We start from the raw sequence: 13,906 nt of genomic DNA on the forward strand, positions 1-13,906 counted from the left end.
CCATTCGCGCTAACCGCTCGCAGGAGAGCCCATGAAGCACCAGATTAACCGCGTCCGCCACGAACTGCACCGCCGCACGCTCGTGGTCAGCCGGGTCGAGAACGTCACGCCGAACATGTTGCGGCTTACCCTGAGCGGGGACGAGCTGGCCGGTTTCACCAGCCTCGCGCCTGACGATCATATCAAGGTCTTCGTGCCGGAAGGAGAAAACGGCGAAACCGCCATGCGCGACTACACGCCGCGCCGCTACGACGCGGATAACAATGCGTTGATCGTGGACTTCGCGATTCACGAGGCAGGGCCGGTCACCGCCTGGGCTTCGGGCGCGAAAGTGGGCGACGAGGCGCGCATCGGCGGTCCGCGCGGTTCGCTGGTGGTGCCGCAGGACTTCGACTGGTGGCTGCTGGTGGGAGACGAGACCGCACTGCCCGCCATCGGCCGCCGGATCGAGGAACTCGCGCCCGGAACCCCCGTCACCAGCCTGGTCGCCGTGACAGGCGCGGAAGAGGAGCAGGTATTCGCCACCGCCGCGCAGCACGAGGCGATCTGGGTGCACCGCCCGGCCGCGCAGGCCATCGATGCCGAACCGCTGCTGGAAGCCCTGCGCCGGTTCGTGCCGCCCGCGGGCGACGGTTTCATCTGGATCGCCGCGGAAGGCGCCGTGACGCGGGCGCTGCGCACTTATGTGCTGGAGGAACTGGGCCATGTGCCGCAGTGGCTCAAGGCCAGCGGTTACTGGGTGAAGGGTGCGGCGGACACGACGGAGAAGTTCGAAAGTTGATCCCCGGGGCGCCGCTGCGGGCAAGGCGCGGCGCTCTTTTGAATACCGATTAGTATCCCGAAGCGGGCCGCGCAGACGGCCCGCTTCGGCAAGAAACGCCAGGCCGTTCGAACGAGGCGGACCGACAGGAGAAGTGGGCATATGACGCGGCTGACGCGGAGTGAAAGCCAGGCGCTCACGCGCCTGCGGCTGCTGAAATCGGCGCGCGAGCTGTTCCGGCGCGACGGCTATGCCGTGACCTCGGTAGACCGCATCGCCGAAGCGGCAGGCTACAGCAAGGGCGCGGTCTATTCCAATTTCGAGGGCAAGGAGGCGATCTTCCTGGCCGTGCTGGAATCGGAAAGCGAGGAGAACCTCCGGGAATTGCTGGCACGGCTGGAAAAGGCCGAGGAAACGGCGGAAATCGTGACCGTTCTGGCAGATTGGGCCGATGAGCGCTCGCGGTTCGGGGGATGGTCGCTGACCATTCTGGAACATGCCCGCGTGGCCCAGGGCAAGGACTCGCTGCGCCGGCAGGAAGAGATCGTGCGCGGGCAGTGGCGCAAGCTCGGCAGCTATCTGCTCGGCCGCTTCCCGGCGTGCCGGGCCGCGCCCGAGCAGCTTGGCGCGCTGCTGTTCGAGATCGCCTTCGCCCCGGCCCTGACCTTCGTGTCCGCACCCCGCGCCGGAGACCTCGTGCGGCTGGCGCTGCCGCCCTTGCTTCCCGGCTAAGGCCCCTGCTCCACCACGAAAGTTTCCCGCAAGGGTTGTAATCGGGAAACCGCCCGGTATCCTGAATCCCGTCGCGTCCGGATGGCCGGGTGCGGCGGAGATTGCCGCCATGATCGCTGCCCAGGCGCCGCTTTGCGCCCCGATGAGACGCGTCCCCAAGGCGCGAACATCGCCCAGGTCTCCGCAGACCTGCGAGCGCGCTCCGCCCGGCGCCTGACGCGCAAGCTCTCGATACCGACAACCAAAACCGCTCCGCGGCCGTTACCCTGATGACGGCCGAGGCTTCGGCGCGCCTGCAGGCGTGCCCGCCGCCCATCCAACCGATCTGGCCGACTAATCTCTGGCCGACAGATCACGACAAGGAACCGCCATGCCCGCCCCGACCTCGTCCGCTCCCAGTGCTTCAGGCCTGACTTCCTCCGGCCCCCTCGACCAGCCCGTCACCCTGCACGTCTGGAAGGAGAAGTACCGGCACGCCGATGAGCAGAGCCCGTCCGACACCTTCCGGCGCGTGGTGGCGGGCGTCTATGCCCGGGACGATGCCGCCCATGCGGCCGAGGCGCTGGCGGCGCTGGAGGCGCGCGACTGGGTGCCCGGCGGCCGCATCTTCGCGGGCGCGGGCACCGGCAAGCGGGTCACCTGGATCAACTGCTTCGTCAGTCCGATCATCCAGGATTCGATGGATACCGAGCCGGACCTGCCGGGCGTGGGCATCATGGACGCCTTGAAAGTGGCCGCCTTCACCCAGCAGCAGGGCGGCGGCATCGGCATGGACTTCGGCACGATCCGCCCCGACGGCGCGGTGGTGGGCCGCACGGCCTCGGTCTCCTCGGGCGTGATCCCGTTCATGGTCATGTGGGACGGCATGTGCGTGACGATCCGCAGCAGCGGATCGCGGCGCGGCGCGATGATGGCCATGCTGCCGGTCTGGCACCCGGACGTGATCGCCTTCGTGGAAGCCAAGACGCGCAAGGACGTGCTGAAGAACTTCAACGTCTCGGTGGCGATCACTGACGATTTCATGGCCGCGCTGGAGGCCGATGCGGACTGGGACCTGGGCTTCTCGGTGCCCCGCGCGGACGGCAGCCATGTCGCCGTCACCGAGCGCGACGGCAAGCCGTGGTACGTCTATCGCCGCATGCGCGCGGCGGAGCTGTTCGACCTCATCACCCGCACGACTTACGAATATGCCGAGCCGGGCGTCGTCTTCGTGGACCGGGTGAACCGGCTCAACAACCTTTCCTACTGCGAGACGATCTCGGCCACCAACCCTTGCGGCGAGCAGCCCCTGCCGCCCAACGGCGATTGCGATCTGGGCCACGTCAACCTGGCCAACATGGTGCTCGATCCCTTCACTGCCGCTGCGCGGGTGGACTGGGAGCGGCTGGCCGCCACCGTGCGGATCGGCGTGCGCTTCCTCGACAACGTGCTGGAAACCTCGCCCTTCCCCACCGAGGACCAGCGGCTGGAGGCGCAGGCCAAGCGCCGCATCGGGCTGGGCTTCACCGGCCTGGGCAATCTGCTCCAGCAGCTGGGCCTGCGCTATGGCGAGGCTGCCGTGCCGATGGTGGAGGAAGTCTGCGCGGCGATGGCGGCAGAAGCCTATCGCGCCTCGATCGCGCTGGCGAAGGAGCGCGGGCCGTTCCCCGCCTATGACCGGGACCAGTTCGCCCGTGCGCCGATGCTGGACAAGCTCCCCGCGGACATCCGCGCCGACGTGGCCAGCCACGGGATCCGCAACGGCGTGCTGCTCACCATCGCGCCCACCGGCACCACCAGCATCTTCTACGGCAATGTCAGCTCCGGCATCGAGCCGAGCTTCTCCTGGCGCTACAACCGCGCCGTCGTGGTGGAGCAGACCGCCACCGAGCAGCGCACGGAAAGCTTCACCGTCGAGGACTACGGCTGGTACCTCTACAGCCGCCTGCCGGGCTTCGATCCGGCCGCGCCGCTGCCGCCCTACATGGTGACCGCGCTGGAACTCTCGGTGGAGGATCATATCGCTGTGGCCGCCGCCGCGCAGAAATGGGTGGACGCGGCGATCTCCAAGACGATCAACTGCCCGGCGGACATGCCCTACGCGGCGTTCCGCGCGGTCTACCTGAAGGCCTGGGAGACCGGCATGAAGGGCTGCACCACGTACCGGCCCAGCGGCGTGCGCGGTTCCGTGCTGTCAGAGCCGGTGGCGGAACAGGTGAAGGACACGGCCGTGGAAACGGCCAGGCCTGCAGCGCCGGCGCCGACTTTCCCCAGCGAGGCGCCCGTGCCCAGGCGCCCGGAAATGCTTCAGGGCCGCACGATCAAGATCAAGTGGCCGGTCGATGGTGAGAACTACTACCTCACCATCAACGATTACCTCGCGCCGGACGGCCGCCGCATTCCCTTCGAAATCTTCATCAACACCAGTTCGGCCGAGAATTTCGAGACGATGGCGGCGCTCACCCGCACCCTCTCGGCGGTCTGCCGCCGGGGCGACGCGGTGTTCATCTTCGAGGAACTGGAGCGCGTCCATTCGGCCAAGGGCGGGGCTTTCGTGGCTCTGGAGCATGATACCAAGGGTCGCTACGCCCCCAGCCTGATCGCGCTGATCGGCCGCATCCTGCGCGAACATGCGGAAGGCCCGGTCGGGGCGCCTGCGGCCGCGAACGACACGGGGGTTGCCGGAGAGACCTGCCCGAACTGCGGCGAGCACTCCGCGATCATGATGGAGGGCTGCCTCACCTGCCCGCAATGCGGCTTCAGCAAATGCGGGTGAGGCCCTAGGTCTCGTCCGTATCGATGGCGCGGCTGAGCCGGCGCCGGAACAGCAGGGTCAGCGCGGTAGCGACGGCCACGAGCGCGAAGATAGCGAGCGCGACGTGGCCGAAGCGCCGGAGGTGGCCGAAAGCCAACTCCACGACCTGCCCGAAGCTGTAGCCGATCCCGGCGATCACCACGCCCCATACCGCCGCCGCCAGCGCGTTGAGCGCCACGAAGCGGCGGGCGGGGATGTTCGAGGTGCCGATGGCGATGGGGCTGATCGTGCGCAAGCCGTAGAGGAAGCGGAAGGCCAGGATGAAGCCGGTGGGATAGCGCTCCAGCAGCTGGAGCACGCGGGCGAATGCCTTCCGTTCGGTGACTTTGCGCACCAGCCTGTGCATGCGGAAGCGGCGCCCGAGCAGGAAGAAGAACTGGTCCGCCACGAAAGAGCCGATGGCGGCGGCGGCCATGACACCCGAAAGCGGCATCAGGCCCTGGTGCGCGATGAGACCGCCGGACATGACCACCGTTTCGCCCTCCACCGCCGCGCCCAGCGCCACGGCGGGAAGGCCGAACCGGGCGATCAGCGCCGCTATGGACATTGCGGGTATGTGCCCTACCGGACGCGCGCCGGGGCGGCGTCCATCGGGGGCGTGCCGGTCAGAGCTTGTCTTCCACCACCCGCAGGCGTGCACCCGCGCCGACGGCGATGGAGGCGCCGTCGGGATATTCGACCACGCCGTCCGGACGAAGCATGGCGAATTCCACCGTATCCATGCTGCCGTTGATGGTGATCGGCGTGATCGTGGACATCGGCACCGTATCGCCCTTCACCTTGAAGGTGTCGATCCGCCAGGCCAGGACCTGGTCCATCTCGGCCGAATCCGTGCGCTCACGGCCCTTGCGGGTCTCGGTGGAGAGGTAATAGCCTTCGGTTGCCGGCACGCATGCCGTTGAAATAAGCTCGTGATCTACCACGCCGTTTCGTCCTAGTGTGCCCCCGGGGGCGTTCCCGGCGCTTTGCACGGGATCGACCACGCAGGCCTATCCTAGCCGCGCTTACGGCATCCTTACAGGGTGTTTTTCACAGGTATTTTCATTAGGGCAACACTTGCCGGGCCAGGCCTGTCTGCGGATTCCGTTGCCGCCTGGGTACCGTCGGCGCTCTCGATGCCTTCGGCGCGGGCGGCGCCATATTGCGCTTCCCAGGCGGCCAGATCGCTGCGGTACTGCTCATAGCTGTCGAAGAAGGCGCGGAACGGGGCCTCGGCACTGGCCAGGGCCGAGGGCGCGAAGCCTTCGAGCTGGGCGGGGGTCACGGCTTGAAGCGAGCCCGTCAGCTCCAGCGCGGCGCGGCAAAGCGAGGGCACTACCGGTGGCAGCGCGAAGAAGTTGTAGACCTGCGTCTGGTAGGCCTCGCGTTCGCGAATGGCCTTGGCGCCGAAGCGGGCGCGAAATTCCTTGTCGAGCGTCTTGTTGGTGGCCGCCAGGGACTTGGCGTACTTCTTCTGGAACTCGGTATAGCCGGCCAGGATCGGCGCACCATCGGCCCCGGTGCAGTTGAGCGCCGCCACGTTGTAGGCGGAGCGCAAGTTCCAGATCGCCTGCGCGGGAGAGAGCGCGCTGTTGACGGTATGGCGCGCGCCGTCGGCGGCGCGGGCGGGAATGGCCATGCTGGGAGAGGCGCCCATCGGCGGCATCGGGCGCGGCGGCACCACCACCACGGGCGGCGGCGGGGGCGGCGGCACTTCGGCCACTTTCGGCGCACTGCAGCCCGCCAGCAGCGCGGCCAGCGCCGTGCCGGCCGCGGCGCCGAGAATTGCAGTCTTGCGGGAAACCGCTGCGGTCATCGTCCTGTCCATTCCATCACCCCGTCCATTGGTCTCATGCCGAATTGTCACGCCTTGCGCCGCCGCCGCCGTCCCAGCAGCCGCGATCCGAGCAAGGTCAGCCCCATTGCCGTGGCCGCCAGGGCCAGTCCGCCCAGCAGCAGCTTGCCCTCGTCGATCGCCAGCGCCGCGCCCAGCGGTCCGGCGGCGAGGTAGCCGGGGGCGAACATCAGCGGCACCCAGAGGCAGGCCGAAGCGACGTTGGCGATCTGGAAAGGCCGCCGGGGCATGGCCAGAACGCCGGCCACCAGCGGCACCGTCGCGCGGATCGGGCCGAGGAAGCGGCCCATGAAGATCGCCGCGAAGCCGTATTTGCGGAAGAACAGCCGGGTGCGCGCCACGGCCGGACGGTGGCGGTTCAGCGGCCAGCGGCGATAGACGCGCGGGCCGATGCGGTTGCCGAAGGCGTAGGAGACCCAGTCCCCCAGGATCGATCCCGCGACGGCCCAGAGGAAGATCGGCCAGGCTTCCAGCGCATCGGCGCCGATGAGGCCGCCGATCGCCAGCATGACGGCGGTGGCCGGCACGAACAGGCCGACGATGGCCAGCGACTCCCCGAAGCAGAGCACACCCACCACCGGCCCGGCCCAGATGCCGTGGGTCGATACGAAGGCGCTGGCCTGGGCGATCATGCCTTCCATGGCAGGGTCAGGCCCCGCCCGGATCAGGGCGCGTGCCGAAACCGCGGGGAGAACGTCCACTGGACACAAGTTTCGGCGCTACGCTCACGCGGCGCGGCTCAGGGCTTCGGCGGGGCATGGTTCGGCAGAGCGGGGGTCGGCGGGGCAAGTGTCGGCCGGGGAGAGGCTGCGCCCGAGCACGTCCATGTAGCAGGCCAGCACCTGGTGCGAGGCGGCGTCCCAGTCGTAGGCCTTGCTCGCCTCGCGCGCGAAAGCGCCCATCCGGGCACGGCGGCGGCTGTCGCTCACCAGCAGGCGCAGGGCATCCAGAGCGCCCTCCTCGTCGCCGGGGGCGTAGAGCAGGCCGGAGCCGCCCTCCAGCAGGTTGCGCCCGCTCGGCATGTCGACGCAGACGGTGGGCAGGCCCGAGGCCATGGCCTCCAGCGTGACGTTGCCGAAAGCCTCGGTCGTGCTGGGATTGAGGAACAAGTCGGCGCTGGCCACGGCGCGGCCTAGCTCTGCGCCCATGAGGTGGCCGGCGAAACGGGCCTGGGGCAGCTTCTGCTCAAGCCATGCGCGCTCGGGGCCGTCTCCCACGATCAGCGGGCGGACCGGCAGGCCCTCCGCGATCAGGCGGCGGCAGAGCGCGACGAAGGCGGCCAGGCCCTTTTCGCGCACCAGGCGGCCGAAATGGAGCACGGCCACTTCACCTTCGGCCACCCCCATCGCGCGGCGCCAGGCCAGGTCGCGCGCATGCGGCGTGAATTGCGTGCGGTCCACCCCGCGCCCCCAGAGCCGCGTGCGACCGGCCAGCCCGGCCTCGGCAAATTCCGCGGCGATGGCGGGGGTGGGCACCAGGATACGATCCGAATTGCGGTAGAAGCGCGCGAGGTGCCGCTCCATCGCCGGGCGCACGAGGCCCGCGCCGTAGAAGGCGGCATAAGTCTCGAAGCGGGTGTGCAGGCTGGAGACGACCGGGATGCCGGCCTGCCGCGCCAGGCGCTGGGCGGCGGTGCCGGTCCAGTCGGGCGCGGAGACATGGACGATCTCCGGCGCGAACTCGGCCAGATTGGCGCGGATGCGGCGCGGCAGGCCCAGCCCCAGCCGATAGTCGCCGCGCCCCGGGATTCTCACCGAAGAAACCGATATCAGCGTTCCTTCCGGCGCGAAGGCGGGGGCAGGCGCCGTCGGCGAATAGACGCGCACGGTGCAGCCGCGCCGCTCCAGATAGCCGACCAGCCGGTTGAGCGCCTGGTTCGCGCCGTCGCGGACGTAGTTGTAGTTTCCCGAAAAGAGCGCGACGCGCGGGCGCCGGCTGGAAGCGGGCGCGCGGGGGGGAAGGGGGCGTGGCAGGGACGGGCGTTCTTCGGGCGCGATTTCGACTTGCGGCTTCATGTCCTGGTTTCGATTTGCGGCGCGGTCCGTTCCGCCCGCCGCTCGGCGCCGCGCTATTCCGCCTTGGCTTACCGCAACCTTACAGCCTGCCGGTGCGTGGGAGGATGTGCGCAGGGGCGCATGTCTGTTGCGCGCCGGTTCCATTCCCGCGATAGATGGGGGGATGACTGGCACTCCGATCACTCCCGCCCCGCGGCTCCCCGAAGGCGCGCCATGCGGCTGCTGATCGTCGAGGACAATGCCGAGCTGGCCGAACTGATCGGCATGCACCTTCGCGACGGGGGCTTCGGCAACGATATCGTCGCCACCGCGGAAGAGGCGCGCATCCTGGTGGAGGCGGGCAACCACGCCGCGCTGCTTCTCGACCTTGGTCTGCCCGACCAGGACGGCATCGCCCTGCTCCGCTCGCTGCGGGCTGCCGGCCATTACCTGCCGGTGCTGGTGCTGACCGCGCGTTCGGCCATTGCCGACCGGGTGGCCGGGCTCAATGCCGGGGCCGACGATTACCTGCCCAAGCCCTTTGCCGCGGAGGAACTGATCGCCCGCGTGGCCGCGCTGCTGCGCCGCTCCATGGGCGAGAACGGCAGCGAGATCGCCTGCGGCCGCTTGCGCTACGACGTGGCCTCGCAGACGGTGCGGGTGGGGCGGAACGGAGAGGTTTCCAGCATCGTCCTGGCCCCGCGCGAGGTCCAGTTGCTCGACCTGCTGATGCGCCAGCGAGACAAAGTGGTGCGCAAGACCCAGATCGAATCCGTGTTCTTCGGCCTTGGCGAGGAATTCTCCTCCAATGCCGCCGAAGTCAGCGTGCACCGGCTGCGCAAGCGGCTGACGGCGCTGGAGGCGGGGGTGGAGATCGTGACGGTGCGCGGCCTGGGCTACCTGCTGCGCGCCTCGCCGGAAGCGTTGCCTGTGGGGCTGCCGGAAGCGGCACCTGAAGTCTCGTCCCCCAATTCGTCCCCCGATCCGGCGCCCTGATGCCCACCCATTCGATCCTGCGCCGCATCCTGTTGCTCCATGCGGCGGCCACGCTGGTCACGGCGGTCCTGGCGGCCTGGGGCGCGATGCTGCTGATCGACAGTACGGGGGACCGGCTGCAACGCCAGATCCTGGACGAATATGCCCAGAAGATGCAGCACGGGCTCCACCGGCAGGGGGGCGGCTGGACGATCTCGGAGGAAACCGCCTCGGCCCTGCGCGGCGGCGGCTCCAGCTTCAGTTTCTGGATCGAGGACGAGGGGCGGCCCGTCGCCATCGAGAACTTGCGCTCGGACCCTTCGCTGTCAGTGCCGATGCGGGCGGGCGCGGCCTATTTCAAGCGGGTGCGCGGGCCGCGGATCTATTCCGGCGTCTCCATGCCGCTGATGGGCGAGCGCGGCAGCTGGCTGGTGATCGTGCAGAACCTCGACCATCCGGACGTGATCTTCGACGACCTGCGCGCCGATATCGCGGTGGTGGGCGGGGTGCTGCTGGCGGTGTTCCTGGTGGGGCTGCTGGCGGTGGACGCCTATATCGTGCGCCAGTCGCTGGCGCCGCTCAAGCGGGCCTCGCGGCAAGTAGGGCAAGTCTCGCCCTATCAGCTCCAGCAGCGGGTGGACACGGCGGGCATGCCCGAGGAAGTCGTGCCGCTGCTCCAGGCGATCAATGCCGCGCTCGACAGGGTCGAGGAAGCCTACCGCATCGAACGCGATTTCGCGGCGGATGCGGCCCACGAACTGCGCACCCCGCTGGCGATCCTGCGCTTGTTGGTGGAGCAGGACGGTGCGCCCGAGGCGGTGCCCCGGCTGCAACGGCAGATCGACGCGCTGGAGGCCATGGTGGAGCGGCTGCTGCTGCTGGCGGAAGTGGACGCCATGGCCTGCGACCCCGGCGAAGTGACGGATCTGCGCGTCCTGGCGGAAGAACGCGTGGCGGGAATTGCGCCGCTGTTCATCGCCCGCGGGCAGGAGATCGAGATCGTCGGCGCTGAAAGCGTGCCCGTCTTCGCCGCGCACCACCTGGCCGCGCGTGCGCTCGATTCCCTGCTGGAAAACGCCATGAAGCACACGCCCGCCGGAACGCATGTGGTGGTGACCGTGGACCCCGCCGCCGAAATCCGCGTGGCCGATGACGGACCGGGCCTGCCGCCCGTCGCCGCCGGTGACGAACTCTTCGCGCGTTTCTCCTCGGCGCGGCGCGACTTCAAGAGCGGGTCGGGGCTGGGGCTGGCCATCGCCAGCGAACTCATGGCGCGGACCGGCGGCAATCTGGAGGCCGCCGAAAACCGCCCGCGCGGCACTGTGTTCCGCATGCGCTTCCACCCGGTGCCGACGGCGGCGCGCGGCGCGCGGCGGGGCTGAGAGGGATCAGGACTGCGCAAGGGGTCGCAGGAGCGACGGACGTGCGCGGAACCACCGCGCACGCCGTCCTGCATGATGGCCGTCAGGGTTCCTGACGGGCTCCGTCGGCCTTGGCCAGGATCAGCGAGAAATCGCCTTGCGGGTCGGTCCAGTGCTCCAGTTCGCGCCAACCGCTGGCGGCCAGCAGCACGCGCATTTCCCCGGGGCGGTACTTGTGGCAATTCTCGGTGTGAATGGTTTCGCCGCCTTCCATGCGGAAGGGCTGGCCGTCCACCTCGAAGCGGATCGCGCGGCGGGCTTCCAGATGCATCTCGACACGGCTGGCCAGCGGATTCCAGCGCGATACATGGCGGAATTCCCCGACCGGGATCGAGCCGCCCAGCTCGCGGTTGATGCGCTGGAGCAAGTTGAGGTTGAACAGGGCCGTCACCCCCTGCGCATCGTCATAGGCGGCGGTGAGCCGCTGCGGGTCCTTCACCCGGTCGATGCCGATCAGCAGGTGGGCATTCGTGCCCAGCGTCTCGCGCATGGAGCGCAGCAGGTCCACGGCGGCTTCCGGGGTGAGATTGCCGATGGTCGATCCGGGGAAGAAGCCCAGCATGCTGCGCGCCTCGCCATCCTGCCGCAGCGGCAGGTGAACGGGGTTCATGAAGTTCGCTTCCACCGGCACGATGCGCAGCGCGGGGAACAGGCCTTGGAGCGCGGCGCAGGCCTCGTCCAGGAATTCGCCGCAGATGTCGATCGGCACATATGTCGCACGCGGCATGGATTTCAGCAGGATGCGCGTCTTGATCGAGCTGCCCGATCCGAATTCCACCACCCTGGCATCGCTGCCGATGCGCTCCGCTACGGCGGGGCAATGGGCCTGGAGCAGCGCGGTCTCGGTACGGGTGGGGTAGTATTCGGGGACCTGTGTGATCGCTTCGAACAGTTGCGATCCGCGCATGTCGTAGAACCAGCGCGCGGGCACCGCTTTTTGCGTTTGCGCAAGACCGCGCAGCACGTCGGCGCGGAAGGCGGGGTCTGCCTCGGGCGCTCTGGCAAGGGGACCGACAGTCGGATTCTCGTCGTTCCTGGGGGCCGTGAAATACATGTCAGAGGCTCCTTGCGAGGCGAAGTCCGGTGAACTGCCAGCGCTGGTGGGGGTGGAAGAAGTTGCGGTAGGAAGGGCGGACATGGCCGCGCGGGGTGGCGCAGCTGCCGCCGCGCAGCACGAACTGGCTGGACATGAACTTCCCGTTGTATTCGCCCACGGCGCCCGCCGCCGGGCGATAGCCGGGCCAGGGGCGATAGGCCGATCCGGTCCACTCCCAGACATTGCCGTAGAGCGAGGCGAAGCCGTCCACTTCCTCTTCCGCACGGGGCGCTGCGGGGCCGGCCCGGTCCAGTTGCAGGCCGCCAAAAGGATCGCGCCCACGCGCAGCGGCTTCCCATTCGTGCTCGGTGGGAAGGCGGGCGCCGGCCCATGTCGCGAAAGCATCGGCTTCGTAGAAGGAGATATGCGTCACCGGGGCTTCGGGATCGACGTCCTGCCAGCCCGCCAGCGTGAACTGTTCCCACTGCCGTCCGCCGCCGCGCCAGTAGAGCGGCGCTGAGACGGTTTCGAGGCCCCCTGCCGCGCCGCGCACCCAGTCCCAGCCATCCGACAGCCAGAGCGCGGCCGTGCCGTAGCCCTGGTCGGCGATGAACTCGATCCACTCGCCATTGGTCACCGGGCGGTTGGCCAGGGCATGGGGGGCGAGCCAGGCGGGGTGGCGGGGCAGTTCGTTGTCGAACGCGAAGCGCTCGTCCGGGCCGGCCCCGATCTCCGCCAGCCCCTCCGGCCCTTCGATCCAGCGCAGTGGGGCGCTGCGGGCCGGCGTGGCGGGCGGCGTGGAGGCCGGCGTGGAGGGAGCCGCATAAGCGGGGCCGAGCGGATTGCGCGAAAACAGGTGCTTGATGTCGGTCAGCAGCAGTTCTTGGTGTTGCTGCTCGTGCTGGATGCCCAGTTCCACCAACTCGCCGTGGCGCTCCAGCAGGAGGGGCATGGCCTCCAGCATGGCGGCTTCCACATGGGCGCGATAGTCCAGCACGTCTGCCAGCGTGGGCCGCGTCAGCAGGCCGCGCTCGGGCCGGGCAAGGCGGGCGCCTTCGGCCTCGTAGTAGCTGTTGAACAGGAAGGGCCAGCGCGGGTCGTGAAGGCGATAGCCGGGCACATGGTCGCGCAGGAGGAAAGTCTCGAAGAACCAGGTCGTATGCGCGAGATGCCACTTGGCGGGCGAGGCGTCGGGCATGGACTGGACGGCGGCGTCAGCCTCGTTCAGCCCCTGCACCAGATCGCGGCTGAGATGGCGGGTTCGCTGGAATCTGTCGGCCATATCCCCGGGAGAGAGGGCGGGGCGCACGTCCGCACGGCTCGACTGTTCCTTCATCGTCTCTCCTTCCGCTACCCGCGTGGGCACGCCTCATGTTCGCCAGCGCCGGAAAAGAAGTCCAGCGCTCACGAAACGAAGGTATGTCGTAGGTAGTGCTCGGGAGGCCGCGAGGTTCCGGGCACCGGAAAAATCCCCATGCGATGCTACCGGCGGTGCCCGGTTACGGCCGGTGCGGTTGGGCGGAGCCGGGGTCGCGGGCGAAAAGCAGGGTGGCGCCCAGCACCACCGCTCCGGCGAGTGCCAGCGGCACGGCCAGGCCGACGCGGAGCAGCAGGGCCGCACCCAGGGCCGCGCCGAGGAAGATCGAGAGCACGGCGGCTAGGCGGCGCGCGAAGTTGGGGGAGACGCGCCCTGCCATGTCGGCGGCGATGCCGGTGATCGTCAGGGTGAGCACGGTGGTCGTCAGGTCCGGCACTTTCAGTGCGCGCACCGTGGCGTTGCGAAGGCCCATCGCGAAACCGGTGAGGGCGATGACCGAAAGCACGGCGATCTCCGGTGCCTGTGCGGCAACGTCGATCCGGGTGGAAATCGCCGCGGCGACCCACAGCAAGCCGGCTTCCACCACGGCCGCGCGGATCAGCCAGCGGCGCAGCGGCAGGTCGGTATGGGCCCGCGCCAGGCGTCCCGCTCCCCAGGCGCCGACCATGAAGGCCAGCAGCGCCAGCACCGCCGGCACGACCTTGAAGCCCGGCGTACCCGCGGCCGCAAAGCCCAGGAACACCACGTTGCCGGTCATGTTGGCAGTGAACACTTTGCCAAGCCCGAGCACCGAAGCGGCATCGACAAGGCCGGTCGTTGCGGACAGCAGCAGCAGCAGGCGTGGGAGGGATGTCTTGGCGGTGATGGTCGGGCCGGTTGTGGGCGAAGTCATGGCGGGGGGCTCCATCGGGACAGGTGTTATCGAGTGCGCCGCCCCGGATGCGATTGGGGCGGACGGGAAAGCGTTGGTGGAGCCGTTGTCGCCAGAATCGCCCTTTCGGTGAAGCTGGATAAAACCCCGCCAATCGTTCGATGAAACTGA

Annotated in this window: 13 protein-coding genes; 5 read left to right on the forward strand and 8 right to left on the reverse strand. The window is 68.9% G+C overall.

What is annotated here, in order from left to right:
* Positions 1-31 precede the first annotated feature (31 nt).
* The 3 genes from EDF57_RS04845 (at position 32) to EDF57_RS04855 (ending at position 4,247) form a co-directional block, all read left to right on the forward strand.
* Positions 32-781, forward strand: a complete 750-nt coding sequence (locus EDF57_RS04845) for a siderophore-interacting protein (RefSeq protein ID WP_134093308.1) — start codon at positions 32-34, stop codon at positions 779-781.
* 141 nt (positions 782-922) lie between these two features.
* The gene (locus tag EDF57_RS04850) at positions 923-1,492 is read left to right on the forward strand and encodes a TetR/AcrR family transcriptional regulator (RefSeq protein WP_134093309.1); all 570 of its coding nucleotides are present in this window, start codon (positions 923-925) and stop codon (positions 1,490-1,492) included.
* A gap of 370 nt (positions 1,493-1,862) precedes the next feature.
* Complete coding sequence (locus EDF57_RS04855; protein ID WP_134093310.1) at positions 1,863-4,247, forward strand: adenosylcobalamin-dependent ribonucleoside-diphosphate reductase; 2,385 nt, start codon at positions 1,863-1,865, stop codon at positions 4,245-4,247.
* Between the two features lie 4 nt (positions 4,248-4,251).
* On the opposite strand, the gene EDF57_RS04860 is transcribed toward EDF57_RS04855, so the two are convergent.
* The 5 genes from EDF57_RS04860 to EDF57_RS04880 all read right to left on the reverse strand — a co-directional run bounded on the left by EDF57_RS04860 (position 4,252) and on the right by EDF57_RS04880 (position 8,135).
* Entirely contained in the window at positions 4,252-4,833 is a 582-nt protein-coding gene (locus tag EDF57_RS04860; protein ID WP_134093311.1) for a DedA family protein, read from the reverse strand.
* 58 nt (positions 4,834-4,891) lie between these two features.
* Positions 4,892-5,176: a hypothetical protein gene (locus EDF57_RS04865; RefSeq protein ID WP_132267766.1), complete on the reverse strand. Its 285-nt coding sequence runs from the start codon at positions 5,174-5,176 to the stop codon at positions 4,892-4,894.
* A 125-nt stretch (positions 5,177-5,301) separates the two neighbouring features.
* Positions 5,302-6,081 carry a hypothetical protein gene (locus EDF57_RS04870; RefSeq protein ID WP_134093312.1) on the reverse strand — a complete coding sequence of 260 codons (780 nt, stop codon included), beginning with the start codon at positions 6,079-6,081 and terminating at the stop codon, positions 5,302-5,304.
* 47 nt (positions 6,082-6,128) lie between these two features.
* Positions 6,129-6,821 (reverse strand): DedA family protein, encoded by a 693-nt coding sequence (locus EDF57_RS04875; RefSeq protein WP_243840883.1) that lies wholly within the window; start codon positions 6,819-6,821, stop codon positions 6,129-6,131.
* 24 nt (positions 6,822-6,845) lie between these two features.
* A complete protein-coding gene (locus EDF57_RS04880; protein ID WP_134093313.1) occupies positions 6,846-8,135 on the reverse strand; it encodes a glycosyltransferase family 1 protein in 1,290 nt (429 codons plus the stop codon).
* A gap of 213 nt (positions 8,136-8,348) precedes the next feature.
* Here EDF57_RS04880 and EDF57_RS04885 point away from each other — a divergent pair, with 213 nt between their 5' ends.
* A complete protein-coding gene (locus tag EDF57_RS04885) occupies positions 8,349-9,110 on the forward strand; it encodes a response regulator transcription factor (RefSeq protein ID WP_134093314.1) in 762 nt (253 codons plus the stop codon).
* Complete coding sequence (locus EDF57_RS04890; RefSeq protein WP_134093315.1) at positions 9,110-10,471, forward strand: ATP-binding protein; 1,362 nt, start codon at positions 9,110-9,112, stop codon at positions 10,469-10,471. The genes EDF57_RS04885 and EDF57_RS04890 overlap by 1 nt, the downstream gene beginning before the upstream one ends.
* 82 nt (positions 10,472-10,553) lie before the next feature.
* Here the strand turns inward: EDF57_RS04890 and egtD are convergent, their stop codons facing one another.
* The 3 genes from egtD to EDF57_RS04905 all read right to left on the reverse strand — a co-directional run bounded on the left by egtD (position 10,554) and on the right by EDF57_RS04905 (position 13,756).
* Positions 10,554-11,564: an L-histidine N(alpha)-methyltransferase gene (gene egtD, locus EDF57_RS04895; RefSeq protein WP_134093316.1), complete on the reverse strand. Its 1,011-nt coding sequence runs from the start codon at positions 11,562-11,564 to the stop codon at positions 10,554-10,556.
* A gap of 1 nt (position 11,565) precedes the next feature.
* Positions 11,566-12,828 carry an ergothioneine biosynthesis protein EgtB gene (egtB, locus tag EDF57_RS04900; protein ID WP_243840940.1) on the reverse strand — a complete coding sequence of 421 codons (1,263 nt, stop codon included), beginning with the start codon at positions 12,826-12,828 and terminating at the stop codon, positions 11,566-11,568.
* A gap of 217 nt (positions 12,829-13,045) precedes the next feature.
* A complete protein-coding gene (locus tag EDF57_RS04905; protein WP_134093318.1) occupies positions 13,046-13,756 on the reverse strand; it encodes a YoaK family protein in 711 nt (236 codons plus the stop codon).
* Positions 13,757-13,906 lie beyond the last annotated feature (150 nt).

It is taken from the genome of Novosphingobium sp. PhB55 (assembly GCF_004368805.1).
Classification (GTDB): domain Bacteria; phylum Pseudomonadota; class Alphaproteobacteria; order Sphingomonadales; family Sphingomonadaceae; genus Novosphingobium.

Bases quoted from the DNA above. Each gene is read 5' to 3' on its own strand.
- EDF57_RS04845 (WP_134093308.1), top strand. From the start codon at position 32: ATGAAGCACCAGATTAACCGCGTCCGCCACGAACTGCACCGCCGCACG.
- EDF57_RS04850 (WP_134093309.1), top strand. From the start codon at position 923: ATGACGCGGCTGACGCGGAGTGAAAGCCAGGCGCTCACGCGCCTGCGG.
- EDF57_RS04855 (WP_134093310.1), top strand. From the start codon at position 1,863: ATGCCCGCCCCGACCTCGTCCGCTCCCAGTGCTTCAGGCCTGACTTCC.
- EDF57_RS04860 (WP_134093311.1), bottom strand. From the start codon at position 4,833: ATGTCCATAGCGGCGCTGATCGCCCGGTTCGGCCTTCCCGCCGTGGCG.
- EDF57_RS04870 (WP_134093312.1), bottom strand. From the start codon at position 6,081: ATGACCGCAGCGGTTTCCCGCAAGACTGCAATTCTCGGCGCCGCGGCC.
- EDF57_RS04880 (WP_134093313.1), bottom strand. From the start codon at position 8,135: ATGAAGCCGCAAGTCGAAATCGCGCCCGAAGAACGCCCGTCCCTGCCA.
- EDF57_RS04885 (WP_134093314.1), top strand. From the start codon at position 8,349: ATGCGGCTGCTGATCGTCGAGGACAATGCCGAGCTGGCCGAACTGATC.
- EDF57_RS04890 (WP_134093315.1), top strand. From the start codon at position 9,110: ATGCCCACCCATTCGATCCTGCGCCGCATCCTGTTGCTCCATGCGGCG.
- egtD (WP_134093316.1), bottom strand. From the start codon at position 11,564: ATGTATTTCACGGCCCCCAGGAACGACGAGAATCCGACTGTCGGTCCC.
- egtB (WP_243840940.1), bottom strand. From the start codon at position 12,828: ATGGCCGACAGATTCCAGCGAACCCGCCATCTCAGCCGCGATCTGGTG.
- EDF57_RS04905 (WP_134093318.1), bottom strand. From the start codon at position 13,756: ATGACTTCGCCCACAACCGGCCCGACCATCACCGCCAAGACATCCCTC.